Genomic DNA, 14,142 nt, shown 5'->3' with positions numbered 1-14,142 from the left:
CCATCGGCCTGACCTGATCGGAAGGGGAACATGACGGCTGGGAACGGCGCGGCGACACCACGCGGGACATCCGCAATCCCGCAGCAGCGGCGCATCCTGGGAGTGCTGGTGTTCTCCCAGATTCTGGGCGGCGCGGGGCTGGCCGACGGAATCACGGTGGGCGCACTGCTGGCCGAGGAGATGCTCGGCACCACCGGGCTGGCCGGCCTGCCCAGTGCGCTGTTCACCGCCGGGTCGGCGCTGGGCGCCTTCGCGCTCGGCCGACTCTGCCGCCGCTGGGGCCGGCGCCCCGGACTCGCGCTCGGATACGCCGCCGGAGCGCTGGGCAGTCTCGGCGTGGTCATGGCCACCGTCGTCGGCAGCGCACCCCTGCTCTTCTTCGGCCTGTTCGTCTACGGGGCCGGCACCGCCACGAACCTGATGGCGCGGTACGCGGGAGCCGATCTGGCCTCCCCCGCGCGCCGCGGGCGGGCGGTGAGCACCGTCCTCTTCGCCACGACCCTCGGGGCGGTGGCCGGTCCCAACCTGGTGACGATCACCGGAGAACTCGCCCACTCCTGGGGCATTCCGCGGCTCGCCGGGCCGTTCCTGCTGGCCGCCGTGGCATTCGCCGCGGCCTCGGCCGTACTGGCCGCACTGCTGCGGCCCGATCCGCTGCGGCTGGCCGAAAAGCTGGCACGCACCCAGGCGCCCGGCAAGGCCGACGTCACCACCCCCGGCGCAGCCCGCCGGCCGCTAGGCCGGGAGCAGCGCCGGGCGATCGTCCGCGGCACGACCGTGATGGTGCTCACCCAGCTCGTGATGATCGCCCTCATGACGATGACGCCGGTTCACATGCAGGCTCATGGCCAGGACACCCAGGCGATCGGCCTGGTCATCGCCCTGCATGTGGCGGCGATGTTCCTGCCGTCCCCGCTCACCGGGCTGCTGGTCGACCGGTTCGGCCCGCGATGGATCGCCGCGGCCTCCGGCCCGCTGCTGCTGGCCGCCGGGGTGCTGGCCGCCCTGGCACCGCCGCACTCCGTTCCGGCGCTCGCGATCGCCCTCGTACTGCTGGGCCTCGGCTGGAACTTCGGCCTGATCAGCGGCACCACTCTGGTCACCGCGCCCCTGCCACCGGCCCGTCGTGCCCCCGTGCAGGGTCTGGTGGACATCGGCATCTCCATCGCCGGTGCCACCGGCGGCATGTCCTCGGGCCTGATCGTCGCGCTGGACGGCTTCCCGGCGCTGGCACTGGTCGGCGGGATCCTCGCGCTGGCGGTCGTGCCCGTGGCGATGGGCTCGGCCCGTCGACCGCCGCGCGCCGGCTCCACCGCCCGCGCGGCGACGCGTACGACGGCGGAGCGCGCGTGAGCACCGCCGCAGGCGATGTTCGCCCCCGGCCTGAGCATCGCGGGAAGCCGCCTTCTGAAGGGTCGCGCCGAAAGCGGCGGAGAGGCGTCCACACCGCACAGCCCTCGCCCTGCCCGCCTCTCAAGTCGAGGACTGCATGACGACCTGCTCACCCTCTCCGTTCGGTTCCTCGAAGCCGGCCAGGTAGCGGTGGAACAGCGTCTCATCCACGGTGACGGAGTTGGCGCCTTCCGCGCCATTCCGTACCTCGAGGCGACGCTCCAGCGTCGTCCGATCGGCCTTGAGGTGGACCAGTTCCCTGCGGCAACCGTGGCTCTCGATCAGCGCCTTGTAATCATCGCGGGCGGCGCGACTCCAGAAGCTGTAGTCCACCACCACATCGCGCCCGGCCAGCATCAGTTCGACCAGTTCCTGCCGCTGCTCGCGGCGGATCTCTTCCTTGAGCCGGTCGAACGCCTCCGCCTCCAGCACCAGACCGGCGTCGCGCCGCCCGAGTCGTTGCCAGACCACCTCGTCGATCGAGAGCCGAACATAACCGCGTCGCACCAGCCCCATCGCGTAGGTGGTCTTGCCCGCTCCCGGAAGACCGCACATCAGCACCACCGTGCTCAATCGCTGCGTCACGGAGCCAGGTTAGACCCGAAGACACGCCCTCCTCCGTGGCGACAGGAGCGCCCGCTCGGAGCGGATCCCACCAGGGCCGACCGACCCGGCGACCCTGATGCGGTCGGAGCACTAGATGCGCAGCGCTCCGGTGAACGGACCGTGGCCCACTGCCTCCCTCGTGACCGCAAGCCAGCCGTGGCCGCGCATGGGTGTGTGTTCGCCGACGCCTGCCGGGTCCAGTGAGAGCGAGCAGGCCGCACGGGCGACGCTGGATTCCTGGGTGGCGTTCGGCTCGTGATCGTCTTCGGGGTCGTAGTCCGGGTCTTCGCTGAGAGCGTCCTCCCAGTCCATGGGCTCGCCCTTCCATTGCGGCTCTCCGTAGCGCCAGTAGCTGCGGCGCATCGTGCCGTCGATGGCCACGGCCCAGACCATCGAGTCGCTGTGGTCGTCCTGGAAGAAGAACTGGGCCTGTCCGCAGGCAGCGCTGATCCGGCACAGGAGGTCGTCGACGTCCCAGTGCATTTCCCAGAGCGGCGTGTCGGCATAGACCAGCCGCCAGCCGTCCAGCTCCGGCGTGACGAACACCCGGTACACCGTGTGCTTCGTACCATCGGGGTCTGCCACATGAGCCACGTCGTCCTCCATGGCGGACAGCCCCATCGAGACTGTGCAGGGCCTTCGGTCGTGCAGTCCCATGACATCGAAGAGGCCTTCGTACGCCGCACCGGGGACGGCCAGCCAGCGGTGCTCGGGCAGACTCTCCGGAGTGTCCTCGGACGATTTGATCCGGACGAGTCGTTCCAGGGCGCGCAGATCCCGCTCGTCGAGTTCAGCCTCGCCGCCAATGAAGGCCAGTGCGCTCAGGGCGTGTTTGCGCAGGTGGGCGGGACCTTCGCGGCGGATGTCCCGCAGCACGGGGCCTGCCTGCCCGCCGATGGCCCGGATCGTCTTCTCTGCGTGGTAGCGGGTATAGCGGTCGGGGTCGTTCAGGAACGGGATGACATCAACCACCGCAGCCGCGGCGGCCTCACCGAGTTTCTGCAGACCGCCCAGCGCTTGCTGCCGTATCTCCTTCATGGGGTGCGACAGTGCGGCCACGTACTGCGGAATGCACCGCTCGTCGAAGCTGCGCAGCACATGGCCCAGCTCCCACCAGTCGGGTACTTTCCCGGCCCTGGCGCGGGCCGTCACGGCGGCGTCGAAGGCGGCAGGGCCTATCAGACGCAGTGCATCCCGCAGTCCCCACATAGCCTGTCGGTCCACCGTACCCAGCGCGGAAATCAGCCCGGGCACAGCCGCGGCCCCGGGCTCGGCCAGACGACGGACGACCCGCGCCGTCAACTCCTTGTCGCGACCAGCCCGCTCCAGCTCCGCGATCAGTTCACCTTGATCCATTCAGCCGACGATAGCCGGAGCCACTGACATTCCCGCGGGTCCGCGCAGTTCCCTGGTATGCGACTGCGGTGGACGGGACCGCGGCGGACGGGACCGCGACGCCCCGCCGACCGGCGCGAGGGAGGCGTGCATGATGCGCGAGCGAAGGACAGCGGCAGCTCACCTTCGACGGGCCCCGGCCGGCGGCAGCGGCGAAGTCCGCCTGGCACGCGCCCGTGACCGCGCCATCGTCGAGCAGTACATGCCGGCGGTTGCGGCGAGCGAGGGACGGTGTTCCTGACGGAGGCGTGGGTCAGACTCGGACACCGAACATGAACGGTCCGCCGATGGTGTCCATCGACTCGTACCGTACGACTGTGCCAGTGCGAGGAGCGTGCAGGATCTGGCCGTTGCCCGCGTACAGGCCCACGTGGTGCAGGTCGTTGAAGAAGAAGACCAGGTCGCCGACCTGAAGCTGACTTCGTGTGAGGCGGGTGCCGATGTTCGCCTGGGCCTCGGAGGTGCGCGGTATCGAGACGCCGGCCTGGGCGTAGGCCCAGGAGGTCAGGCCCGAGCAGTCGTAGGAGGAGGGGCCGGTGGCGCCGTAGACGTAGGGCGTGCCGAGCTTGCTCTGTGCGGCGGAGAACGCGGCGCCGGCCCGGCCGGAGGCGGAGGTGTCGTTGCCGAGGTCCACGCGGTCCGCGGAGGAGCGATCGGCGCGCTGCTGCTCGGCCGCGAGGGCCGCCTTCTCCTTGGCGGTCAGGGTGTTGAGCAGCTTCTGCGCCTCGGCGAGCTTGCCCTGGACTTCCTTCTTCTTGTTGCCCAGTTCCGTGCGGGTGGCGGCGAGGTCCTTGAGCTTCTCGGTGGCTTCGGCGCGCTCCTGGGCTAGTTCGCGCTGTTTGTCCTGAATCTTCTTCAGGGCCTCGACCTGCTGGCTGCTCAACTGGTCGAGCGTGGAGGCCTTGTCGAGGAAGTCGTCCGGGTCGGAGGACAGGAAGAGCTGGACCGAGGAATCCATGCCGCCGGAGCGGTACTGGGCCGTCGCCAGCGAACCGAGGCCGTCGCGCAGCTTGTTGAGCTCCTGCCGGCCGCGGGCGACGCTGTCCTGGATCGTGGAGATCTCTTTCTGCAGCTTCTGCTGCTTCTCCTTGGCCCCGTTGTACTTCTCGGTGGCCTGCTCCGCCTGCTCGTAGAGCTTGTCGACCTTCGCCTTGACCTCGTCCTTGTTGAGCTTCTCGCTCGGCGCGGCATTGGCGGCGTTCGCGCTGAGCGCGACGGCGGCGGCTGCCGCGGTGGTCAGCACGGTCACGCGCGTGCGGCTCGGCTGCTTCAGTCGACGGTGGGACGCCACAGGGGCGGGCTCCTTGTTCCTTCGGCCGCCTGCCGGCACGTCGGTGGGCGGTGCCCCTCCACCGTCACTCCTTCTGAGTGATCGCCTGAGCGGGGGTTGAGGCAAGACCTTAATGAAGGTCTCACGGTCAGATCAAATGTTTGCATGGAAAATCTCATGCGCTGCGCGTTGCCTTGCCCTTCATCCGTCGCCCGCTCGCTCCCGCTTGACGCCGTGTCGGGATCGCCGTCGAGGTCCGGCAGACCCTCGGTCCTGGTGGATCGGGTGCCTTCCGGACGTCGGCGGCGACGACACCGCCGGCCGTGAACTCCGGCCCGCCGTCCACGCCGTGACGCCGAGCTGATGCGGGGCGAGGCCGCGGGCTGTGCGGTCCCCGTCGGGAGAGTGGGGCCGTCCGGCAGGGAGGCCCCTTCGCGGCCGGTGTCATGCTCTCCGTCGCGCTCGTCCTTCGTGTGGTGCGCGTCGCCCCTGCGAAGACATGGTCACCGTCCGTCGCCACGGCGATATGTGGGATCGGAGGCCATGCGGGAAGGTGAGTCGAAGGGGGGCGAGTGACTGGTCGGCCTGGGCCGCGACCGGCGTATGTCACGGGGTGATCATGTGTCCGGCCGGGCCGTGGGCCGCCTCGCCGCCTTGACGTCGCAGCCCGTACCGAGTGGCGCGGATCGCGGCCGCATGGCCGTCGGGTCGGCACCCGTCGGCGGCGGCCAGGGGTCTCCCGGTGGTCGTGGACCGCATCCGCGCGATCCGGTTCCCTCTCGCCGGCCGGACGCTTGGTTTACTATTCAACTATATGGGTGTCGTGAGGAGGTCTGATCATGACGGAGCTCGGCCTGGCGGACACGGTCGGCATGCTGCGACAGCCCGGCGTGCGGACACGACACACCAGCTCAGGGCTCGGATGGGACCGGCTGTATCTCTCCGCGCAGGAGGAGCAGCCCTACCGCGCGGCGTTCGATCCGGCCCCCACCCACCTGTTGATCCTGCACCTCAGTGGTCCTGTCCCCGTACGGCGGGGGCAGGGCGCGGACGGGCGGGCACGGACGATCCCGGCCGGTGGGTTCTTTCTGCAGCCGGCCGGCCGAGCTCTCGCCGTCGAGCTCGGAGGGCGGCTGCAGACGATCCACGCCTACCTCACGGACGATGCCCTGCGCGACGCGAACGGCGGACGGCCCGTGGAGCTGTCCGAGGAGCTCGGGGTCAGTGATCCACTCGCCGAACAGCTCATGCTCGCGCTGGAGGGCGCGGTGCGCTCCTGGGAGCCGTCGGCCCGCACGTACACCGATCACCTGACGGGTATGCTCGCCGCCCAGCTGGCACGCCGCCACGGTGTCCGTGCGGCCGTGCCCCCGCCCGACCCGGCCGGGCTGTCCGACCGGCAGCTCGCGGCCGTCCGGGAGCTGATGCGGCAGCGCCTGGCCGAACCGCTGCCGATCGCGGACCTCGCCGCCTCGGCCTCGCTGAGCCCGAGCCAGTTCACGCGGAGGTTCCGGGCGAGCACAGGCCACTCGCCCCACCAGTTCCTGCTCGGGCACCGCCTGGAGGCCGCGTGCCGGATGCTGCGCACCGGCTCCACCCCGATCGCGGAGGTGGCCGCCGCCTGCGGCTTCTCCCACCAGGAGCACCTCACCCGGGTGATGCGCGCCCGGCTGGGCACCACCCCGGCCGCACTGCGCCGCTCCGGCTGAAGACGCCCTTCACGGCCTCTTACGGCTTCCCCTCAGCGCTCCAGCACCAGGGCCAGGCCCTGGCCCACCCCGATGCACAGCGCCGCCAGGCCCGTGCCGGTGCCCGCGGCGGCCAGCTGGTGCGCGACCGCTCCGGTGATGCGGGCGCCCGACGCGCCCAGCGGGTGACCGATGGCGATGGCACCGCCGCGCGGATTGACCACCTCGGGGTCGAGTTCCGGCAGCGCGGCCAGGCAGGCCAGCGCCTGGGCCGCGTAGGCCTCGTTCAGCTCGATCGTGTGCAGATCGCCGGGGGCGACCGCGGCCTTGGCCAGCACCTTGCGGATGGCGTCGACCGGGCCGAGGCCGAAGTACTGCGGCTCTATGCCGGTCACCGCCGCCGCCCGGACCCGGGCCAGGGGCTCGCGCCCGATCGCGGCGAGTCCGTCCTCGTCGGCGAGCAGCAGCGCGGCCGCCCCGTCGTTCAGCGGTGAGGCGTTGCCGGCCGTGATCGTGCCGTCCGCGGTGAAGGCCGGCCGCAGCCGAGCGAGGGCCTCCAGGGAGGTGTCGTCCCGGATGCCCTCGTCGCGGCTCAGGTCCACGCCCTCGACCGGGACGACCTCTCCCGCGTACCGGCCCTCGCGCCAGGAGCGAGCGGCGTTGCGGTGGCTGTCCAGGGCGAACGCGTCCTGTGCCGCCCGGGTGACGGCGTACTTGGCGCCGACGAGTTCCGCGCTCTCGCCGAGCGGGATCGTCCACTCCGCGGGCATCCGCGGGTTCACCATCCGCCAGCCGAGCGTCGTCGAGTACAGCCGCTGGTCCTTCGCCGGGAAGGCCCGCTCCGGCTTCGGCAGCACCCAGGGCGCGCGGCTCATGGACTCGACACCGCCCGCCACGGCGATGGAGGCGTCACCGAGCGCGATGGCTCGGGCCGCCTGGATCACCGCCTCCATACCGGAACCGCACAGTCGGTTGACCGTGGCACCCGGCACGGACACCGGAAGCCCGGCGAGCAGGACGGCCATACGGGCCACGTCGCGGTTCTCCTCGCCCGCGCCGTTGGCGTTGCCGAGCAGCACATCGTCGATGCGGGCGGGGTCCAGGCCGGGGCTGCGGTCGACCAGGGCACGCAGCACGCCGGCGGCCAGGTCGTCCGGGCGTACGCCGGCCAGGGCGCCGCCGTAGCGGCCGAAAGGGGTGCGGACGGCGTCGACGACGTACACGTCACGGGGTCGCTCGATCATCGGCTGCTCCCGGCAGGCTTCTCACGACGGAGGGTCAGGGGCGTGCGGGCAGCGATCTGATCAGCCGTCACACCTGGTGCGGTCTCGACGAGTTCGAGTCCATCGGGTGTGACGTCGAGGACGCACAGGTCGGTGATGATCCGGTCCACGCACCCGCGGCCCGTCAGCGGCAGCGTGCACTCCTGAACGATCTTCGAGTCGCCGTCCCTCGTCAGGTGCTCCATGAGTACGACGACCCGGCCGGCGCCGTGGACGAGGTCCATCGCACCGCCCATCCCCTTGATCATCTTTCCTGGGACCGCCCAGTTGGCGAGGTCACCGCGGACCGAGACCTGGAGTGCGCCCAGAATCGCGGTGTCGATGTGGCCGCCGCGGATCATGCCGAAGGACAGCGAGGAGTCGAAGAAGGACGCCCCCGGCCGTACGGTCACGGTCTCCTTGCCCGCGTTGATGAGGTCGGCGTCGACCTCGTCGGGCGACGGGTACGGCCCCACACCGAGCAGCCCGTTCTCCGAGTGCAGGACGACGTCGACGCCCGGCGGCAGGAAGTCGGCCACGCGGGTCGGCAGCCCGATGCCCAGGTTGACGTAGTCGCCGTCCCGCAGCTCGCTCGCGGCGCGCGCCGCCATCTCGTCCCTGCTCCAGCTCATCGCTCGCGCACCGTCCTCTTCTCGATTCCCTTGTCCGCCGCCTGCTCCGGGGTCAGCGCCACGACACGCTGCACGAACACGCCGGGCAGATGGATGTCGTCGGGGCCGAGGACGCCCGGCTCGACCAGCTCCTCCACCTCGGCGACGGTGATGCGCCCGGCCATGGCGGCCAGCGGGTTGAAGTTGCGCGCCGCGCGGCGGAAGACGAGGTTGCCGTGGCGGTCCCCCCGCGCCGCCCTGACCAGCGCGTAGTCCGTGGTGATGGCGTGCTCCAGGATGTGGTCCACGCCGTCGAAGGCCCGCACCTCCTTGGGCGGCGAGGCCGCCGCGACCGAACCGTCCGGGGCATAGCGCCACGGCAGCCCGCCCTCGGCGACCTGTGTGCCGACGCCGGCCGGGGTGTAGAAGGCCGGGATCCCCGAGCCGCCCGCCCGCAGGCGCTCGGCGAGCGTGCCCTGCGGCGTCAGTTCGACCTCCAGCTCGCCCGCGAGGTACTGCCGGGCGAACTCCTTGTTCTCGCCGATGTACGAGCCCGTCACCCGGGCGATGCGGCCCGCGGCCAGCAGGATGCCGAGGCCGCGGCCGTCGACGCCGCAGTTGTTCGATACGACCGCGAGGCCGCTCGCCCCGCTCTCGTACAGGGCGCCGATGAGGACCTCGGGGACGCCGCTCAGCCCGAAGCCGCCGACGGCGAACGACCGTCCGTCCGTCACGTCCGCCAGGGCCTCCTCGGCCGTGGCCATCACCTTGTCCATCTCGTTCTCTCCTACCGGGCCAGCACCCGGCGCAGCGCGCCGAGCAACTCGTCCTGGGCCGACCGCGCGCTTGCCGGAGCGGTGGCGCGGCGCCAGGCGACATGGCCGTCCGGGCGCACCAGCAGCACGCCGTCCTCGGCGATCTGGCTGACCCGGCTCCATTCGCCGTACGCGTCACGGCAGTTGTCGGCCCCGATACGCACCACGCGCAGCGGCACGCCGAGGTCTGCCCGGCACGCGGTCGCGGCCGTGTCCCAGACGCCGCCCGACAGACCGGTCAGCACGGTGAAGGTGCCGTCACCGACGACGTCCAGCGTCGACAGGCGCTCGCCCCGCTCGTCGACGAGCCACGCGTGCGGCAGTTTCGCGCCGGGTCGGGTGGTCGGCTGGTGCACCAACTCCCGGTTCTGCTCCCAGACTTCGTCGGGGCCGCCGTCGGCAAGTACCGCGGAAGAGGCGTAGCGCTGATTCATCTCGACGCCGTGCGCGTTGAACTCGTAGTTCTTCCGCTGGATCGCCTCCTCGAGCAGGCGTCGCTTCTTGGCGCCCTCGGGCGTCGGCGCGCCGAGCGCCGAGAGTCCCTCGGCGATGGCCTCGTGGTCGCCGCCACCACCGATGCCGAGCACCTCGAAGATCGGTCCGAACTGGTCGCGGCTGAGGTTGGCCCGTTCGACGATCTGCCGCCCTACGGGGGCCCGTTCGGCGGAGTAGCTGTCGAGCAGCTCGGGGCCGGCCTCGCCGCGGATCACCATGGCGAGCTTCCAGGCCAGGTTGTACGAGTCCTGTACGGAGGTGTTCGAGCCGAGCCCGTTGGACGGCGGATGACGGTGCACCGCGTCCCCCGCGCAGAAGACCCTCCCGGACGAATACGCCGACGCATGGCTGTGGTTGACCGTCCACAGTGAGGTGGACGTGATCTCCACCGGCAGGCCGGGGTCACCGACGAGGTCACGCACGATCTGCCGCGCCGACTCCTCGTCCACCTCCGGCGGCGGCTGCTCGATGTCGTAGCCCCACACCAGCAGCCACTCGTTCCACGGACGCACCATGCGGACCAGGCCCATGCCGATGCCGCCGGTCTCCGCCCCGGGCTGCAGCACCCAGTACAGGACGCTCGGCCGGTGGGCGCAGTACCGCGTGAGGTCGGCCTTGAAGACGATGTTCATGCTGCCGGCCTTGGCCATGCGGCCGTCGAAGGGGAGGCCGAGCTGCTCGGCGACCGCGCTGCGCCCGCCGTCCGCGCCGATCAGGTAGCGGGCCCGTACGGTGAACTCGTCGCCGCGGACCCGGTCGCGCAGCAGCACGGTGACGCCGTTCTCGTCCTGGGTGAAGCTGAGGAACTCGGTGTCGAAGCGCACCTTGGCACCGCGGGCCGCCGCGTTGTTCACCAGGATCGGTTCCAGGTAGGTCTGCGGTAGGTCGATCATCTCGCACGGGCTCTTCGCCGCGTACTCGCTCGCCGCCGCCGGCCCCGTGCCCCAGCTGCGGATACGGCCTATCTCCTGCCCGGCCAGCGCGGTGCACAGCACCGTGTCGCCCATGAGGCGGGAGGGGCTGCCGACGGCCAACGCCTCGGATTCCACTCCGAGGTCGCGCAGGACCTCCATGGTGCGCTGGTTGGTGATGTGCGCCCGCGGCGTGTTGGCCAGCCAGCCGTACTTCGTCACCAGCAGGGTCCGGATGCCGTAGGTGGCCAGCAGCAACGCGGCCGAGCCCCCGGCGGGGCCGCTGCCGACGACGAGGACGTCGGTGGCGTACGTGTCGTGCGCATCGGTGATGGTCATGGGCGGGCGCTCCTCGGTCATCCGGCCAGGGGGGCGAGGCGGAAGGTGTAGGTGAGCCGGCGCCACTCGCCGTCGACCCTGCGGCCGTCGGGGGTGGGGCCGGTCTGCGGCGCGAAGTCGACGACGAGCTCGTCCTTGACGCCGAAGACCGTGTCGCTGTCCAGGTAGGCGCCGCCTGACACGAACAGCTGGGTGACGAGCCGGTGGTGGCCGGGCGCGTCGAACATGAAATGAAGGTGCGGCGCCCGGAAGGGATGGCGGCCGACCGCCGCGAGCATCTGCCCGACCGGCCCGTCCTCGGGGATCGGGTACGCCGAGGGCAGGATGGACCAGAACGTGATCCGCCCCTCGGCGTCGGTGCGCAGCCGGCCACGCAGGACCGGCCCGTCCAGATCCGGGAGCTGGACGTCGTAGAAGCCGTCCCTGTTGGACTGCCAGACGTCCACGACCGCGTCCTCGACCGGCTCGCCGTCGGTGTCCGTAACCCGTACGTCCACCCAGAGCGGGGTGCCGGGCAGCCCTCCGGAGATGTCGCCGCCGTGCGGGGTGTCGGGTGGGCCCTCCATGTAGAAGGGGCCGAGCACGGCGGACGGAGTGGTGAGGGGCGTACGGGAGTTGGTGAGCAGATCCACGGCACTGGAGACACCGAGCGTGTCCGACAGCAGCACGAACTCCTGGCGGGTCTGGCTGCAGCTCTCGCCGGTGCGGGTGAGGAAGTCGATGGCGTACTGCCATTCCGCGTCGGTGACGTCATTGGCCGCGACGAAGGTGTGCAGATGCCGGACCAGGTCGCTGAGCAGGGTGCCCACGCGCGCGTCGGGCGCCTGCGCGAAGCTGGCCACGACCTGTTCGGTGAGACGGGCCGCCTTGGCCTCCGTGGTGGGCGGACCCTCGGGGCGGCGTCCGTGCCAGGCGTCGGCCAGCAGCTCCGCGATGCCCTCGGTGGTCAGCTCGCGCGGGTTCGGGTACGGCGTCGACGTGGCCAGCTCGGCCGCGCGGGCCAGGCCGGACTGCGGCATGCCGAGGTCGCGCAGCGAGGTGGGGCCGCCCAGGGAGGCGATCAGGTCGTAGACGCCGCCGGGGGCGTCGGGCACGCCCAGGGCGTCGGCGATGCGGCGCATCACACCGGGCACCGCGGGCGCGTTGTAGGCGATGGCGTGCGGCAGTACGACGGTGTGCGTCTCGGCGTGCGGCAGATCGAAGCTGCCGCCCAGGGTGTGGCACAGCTTGTGGTGCAGGCCCATACCCACCGTGGCGAGGCAGGTCCCCGCGAGCCAGGCCGCGCGCAGCAGGTCGGCGCGCGCCTCCAGGTCGGCCGGGTCGGCGGCGAGGCGGGGCAGCGCCCGGGCGATGCGGGAGATCGCGTCGAGGGCCTGTCGGTCGGTGACCGGGTTCGCGTCGGCGGAGTACAGGGCCTCGACGGCGTGGGCGAGAGCGTTGACGCCGCTCGTGACCGTCAGGGACAGCGGCAGGGTGAGGGTGAAGTCGACGTCGTAGACGACAGTCTCGGGCAGGATCTCCGGAGAGGACCGGGTGACCTTGCGTCCGTCCCGGGTCTCGCCGAGGACAGGGGTCACCTCGGAGCCGGCGTACGTGGTCGGCAGGATCACCTGCGGCAGTCCCGTGCGCAGGGCCAGTGCCTTCGACAGACCCGTCGTCGAACCGCCCCCGACGGCGACGATGCCGTCCACGGACGACTTCCTGAGCAGGTCGAGGGCCTGTTCGGTCACCTCCACCGGAGTGTGCATGGCCGCGCCGTCGAACTCCGCCGCCAGGAGACCGCCGAGCGCCTGGCGCACCCGTGCGGAGGCTCCCGCCAGGGGCCCGCCGGCCAGCAGCAGCACCCGCGAGCAGCCGAGCCGCTCGACCTCCTCGCCGAGTCGGCCGACCGTGCCGGCCCCGAAGACCACCCGTGAGGGGTGAGATGTGTAGACGAACGTCCGCATTGAACTCTGCCTCCGCGTGTCATCCGGTCGCGTCGGTCCCTTGAGTCACCGAGTATGCGAATGACATCCGCGTGAATTCCTGCACGATCCGCGCGCCCCACTGCACGAAGCACGCGTGCGTGCCATGGCGCACGGCCAGGAGAGGGAACAGGGCGGCAACGGGTCGTCCGTCGGACCGGGCTCAGGCGCCCGCGCGCTGACCGACCTCCTTCAGGTACTCAGTGACATCCGCGTTCCGTCCACGGCGTCCGCCCGATGCCCCGCGCCTGCCGCGCACCGCCGGGAGATCCATGCCGCCGCCCGCTGCCCGCCCGCGAGCCCGCAACGGCGTCCACGACGCCGACGGTCGCCCCTCGGCCGTGACCCGTCGCCCGCTCGGCGTCGCGTCGCGTGCTCAAGCGCTCTCGCACGATCGGCGCATCCGCCTGACACGAATGGCGAGCGGCCATTGCGGGCCACTCAGCCACAGCCCGCTCGGATGGGCGGCGAGCACGGGCCCCCGCACGGTGGGACCGCCGACCCGCTCACCGTTGCCGCTCCGTCTGGCGCCGGAATGCCATGAGGTCATGTGACGCGGCCGCAAGCCGGCTCCGTAGGGTGAGGTCGGCCGCGGCGAGGTCGCGCCACAGGCCGACGGACTCCTCGGCAGCGGCGGCGGCGTCGTGGGGACGGCCGACTTCGAACAGCCGTCTGCCGAGATCGTGCAGCGTCAGGGCAAGCCCCTCCCGATGGGCGGAGGGATCATGGCCTGCCACGAGCCGGTACATGTCCACGGCCCTCTCGGTGATCCTCACCGCGAGCTCGCGTTCCCCCGGGTGCGTGCGCGCCAGGTTGAAACCCAGCGTGGACAGCAGGCCGGCGAGGTCCGGCTCGAAGTGGTCCGGGCTGCTTCCGGGAAACCGGTCGCGCATCAGCAGAGCTTCGTCCGCGACCGCCCACGCCTCCAAAACGCGGTCCAGGGCCCCCAGGATGCCCCCGAGGCAGACCAGCGAAAATGCCAGGTCCCGTGCGTGCTGACGCGGATCCGACCGGGCGAGGCGCCGCCGGATCGACACGGCCTCTCCGACGGCCGTACGGCCCTGTTCGTGGCTGCCGACGACGGCAAGTGCCGCTCCGAGAACGTGGAGAGAGAAGGGGAGGAGGTGTTCGTGGTCGGAAGGACTGATCTCGGTGAGTCGCCGCCGGACGTCCACGGCTTTCTGGTAGCAGGCGCACGCTTCCGGCCACCGGTTCTGCCGCCTGCGGTAGTCGCCGAGAACGTGCAGCGACGTAGCAAGGCCCGGTCCGAACGTCAGCAGGTCGGTCTCGGCGAGGCTCGCGCGAATGACCGCGGCTCGGACCGTCACCTCTGCCGCGTCCTCGTATCGGCCCGCGTGCGCCAGACCGTCGCCGAGACCGTGCAGGACCGTGGC

General features: G+C 71.4%; 11 protein-coding genes. 2 read left to right on the top strand and 9 right to left on the bottom strand.

Translation table 11 applies throughout. The features are described 5' to 3' along the window. The first annotated feature begins 30 nt into the window (after positions 1-30). Positions 31-1,353, top strand: coding sequence for an MFS transporter (locus tag AVL59_RS29025; RefSeq protein ID WP_079147054.1), 1,323 nt, complete (start codon positions 31-33; stop codon positions 1,351-1,353). A 120-nt stretch (positions 1,354-1,473) separates the two neighbouring features. On the opposite strand, the gene AVL59_RS29020 is transcribed toward AVL59_RS29025, so the two are convergent. From AVL59_RS29020 to AVL59_RS29010, 3 genes are all read right to left on the bottom strand, one after another. After that, positions 1,474-1,977, bottom strand: a complete 504-nt coding sequence (locus AVL59_RS29020; RefSeq protein WP_067310174.1) for a P-loop nucleotide/nucleoside kinase family protein — start codon at positions 1,975-1,977, stop codon at positions 1,474-1,476. A 111-nt stretch (positions 1,978-2,088) separates the two neighbouring features. Continuing rightward, a complete protein-coding gene (locus AVL59_RS29015; protein ID WP_067310172.1) occupies positions 2,089-3,354 on the bottom strand; it encodes a HEAT repeat domain-containing protein in 1,266 nt (421 codons plus the stop codon). Positions 3,355-3,646: 292 nt separating this feature from the next. After that, positions 3,647-4,684, bottom strand: coding sequence for a C40 family peptidase (locus AVL59_RS29010; protein ID WP_067310171.1), 1,038 nt, complete (start codon positions 4,682-4,684; stop codon positions 3,647-3,649). Positions 4,685-5,502: 818 nt separating this feature from the next. Here AVL59_RS29010 and AVL59_RS29005 point away from each other — a divergent pair. Next, the gene (locus AVL59_RS29005) at positions 5,503-6,372 is read left to right on the top strand and encodes a helix-turn-helix domain-containing protein (protein ID WP_067310169.1); all 870 of its coding nucleotides are present in this window, start codon (positions 5,503-5,505) and stop codon (positions 6,370-6,372) included. 32 nt (positions 6,373-6,404) lie between these two features. On the opposite strand, the gene AVL59_RS29000 is transcribed toward AVL59_RS29005, so the two are convergent. The 6 genes from AVL59_RS29000 to AVL59_RS28975 all read right to left on the bottom strand — a co-directional run bounded on the left by AVL59_RS29000 (position 6,405) and on the right by AVL59_RS28975 (position 14,076). Continuing rightward, positions 6,405-7,595: a thiolase family protein gene (locus AVL59_RS29000; RefSeq protein ID WP_067310167.1), complete on the bottom strand. Its 1,191-nt coding sequence runs from the start codon at positions 7,593-7,595 to the stop codon at positions 6,405-6,407. After that, on the bottom strand, positions 7,592-8,245 hold the full coding sequence (locus AVL59_RS28995) for a CoA transferase subunit B (protein WP_067310165.1): 654 nt from the start codon (positions 8,243-8,245) through the stop codon (positions 7,592-7,594). The genes AVL59_RS29000 and AVL59_RS28995 overlap by 4 nt, the downstream gene beginning before the upstream one ends. Then, positions 8,242-9,000, bottom strand: a complete 759-nt coding sequence (locus tag AVL59_RS28990) for a CoA transferase subunit A (RefSeq protein WP_067310162.1) — start codon at positions 8,998-9,000, stop codon at positions 8,242-8,244. Before AVL59_RS28990 ends, AVL59_RS28995 begins: the two co-directional genes overlap by 4 nt. 11 nt (positions 9,001-9,011) lie before the next feature. Continuing rightward, entirely contained in the window at positions 9,012-10,784 is a 1,773-nt protein-coding gene (locus AVL59_RS28985) for an FAD-dependent oxidoreductase (protein WP_067310161.1), read from the bottom strand. Positions 10,785-10,801: 17 nt separating this feature from the next. Continuing rightward, complete coding sequence (locus AVL59_RS28980) at positions 10,802-12,730, bottom strand: maleylacetate reductase and hydroxyquinol 1,2-dioxygenase domain-containing protein (RefSeq protein WP_067310158.1); 1,929 nt, start codon at positions 12,728-12,730, stop codon at positions 10,802-10,804. A gap of 524 nt (positions 12,731-13,254) precedes the next feature. Continuing rightward, positions 13,255-14,076 (bottom strand): tetratricopeptide repeat protein, encoded by an 822-nt coding sequence (locus AVL59_RS28975; RefSeq protein WP_067310155.1) that lies wholly within the window; start codon positions 14,074-14,076, stop codon positions 13,255-13,257. Between the last annotated feature and the right edge of the window lie 66 nt (positions 14,077-14,142).

The organism is Streptomyces griseochromogenes (assembly GCF_001542625.1).
Lineage (GTDB): Bacteria > Actinomycetota > Actinomycetes > Streptomycetales > Streptomycetaceae > Streptomyces > Streptomyces griseochromogenes.
The sequence above is the reverse complement of the archived record's forward strand: the minus strand, read 5'-3'. Positions and strand labels throughout refer to the sequence as shown.

What these genes read in the sequence shown, in the direction of transcription:
- AVL59_RS29025 (WP_079147054.1), top strand. Translation starts at nt 31, where the DNA reads ATGACGGCTGGGAACGGCGCGGCGACACCACGCGGGACATCCGCAATC.
- AVL59_RS29015 (WP_067310172.1), bottom strand. Translation starts at nt 3,354, where the DNA reads ATGGATCAAGGTGAACTGATCGCGGAGCTGGAGCGGGCTGGTCGCGAC.
- AVL59_RS29005 (WP_067310169.1), top strand. Translation starts at nt 5,503, where the DNA reads ATGACGGAGCTCGGCCTGGCGGACACGGTCGGCATGCTGCGACAGCCC.
- AVL59_RS29000 (WP_067310167.1), bottom strand. Translation starts at nt 7,595, where the DNA reads ATGATCGAGCGACCCCGTGACGTGTACGTCGTCGACGCCGTCCGCACC.
- AVL59_RS28995 (WP_067310165.1), bottom strand. Translation starts at nt 8,245, where the DNA reads ATGAGCTGGAGCAGGGACGAGATGGCGGCGCGCGCCGCGAGCGAGCTG.
- AVL59_RS28990 (WP_067310162.1), bottom strand. Translation starts at nt 9,000, where the DNA reads ATGGACAAGGTGATGGCCACGGCCGAGGAGGCCCTGGCGGACGTGACG.
- AVL59_RS28985 (WP_067310161.1), bottom strand. Translation starts at nt 10,784, where the DNA reads ATGACCATCACCGATGCGCACGACACGTACGCCACCGACGTCCTCGTC.
- AVL59_RS28980 (WP_067310158.1), bottom strand. Translation starts at nt 12,730, where the DNA reads ATGCGGACGTTCGTCTACACATCTCACCCCTCACGGGTGGTCTTCGGG.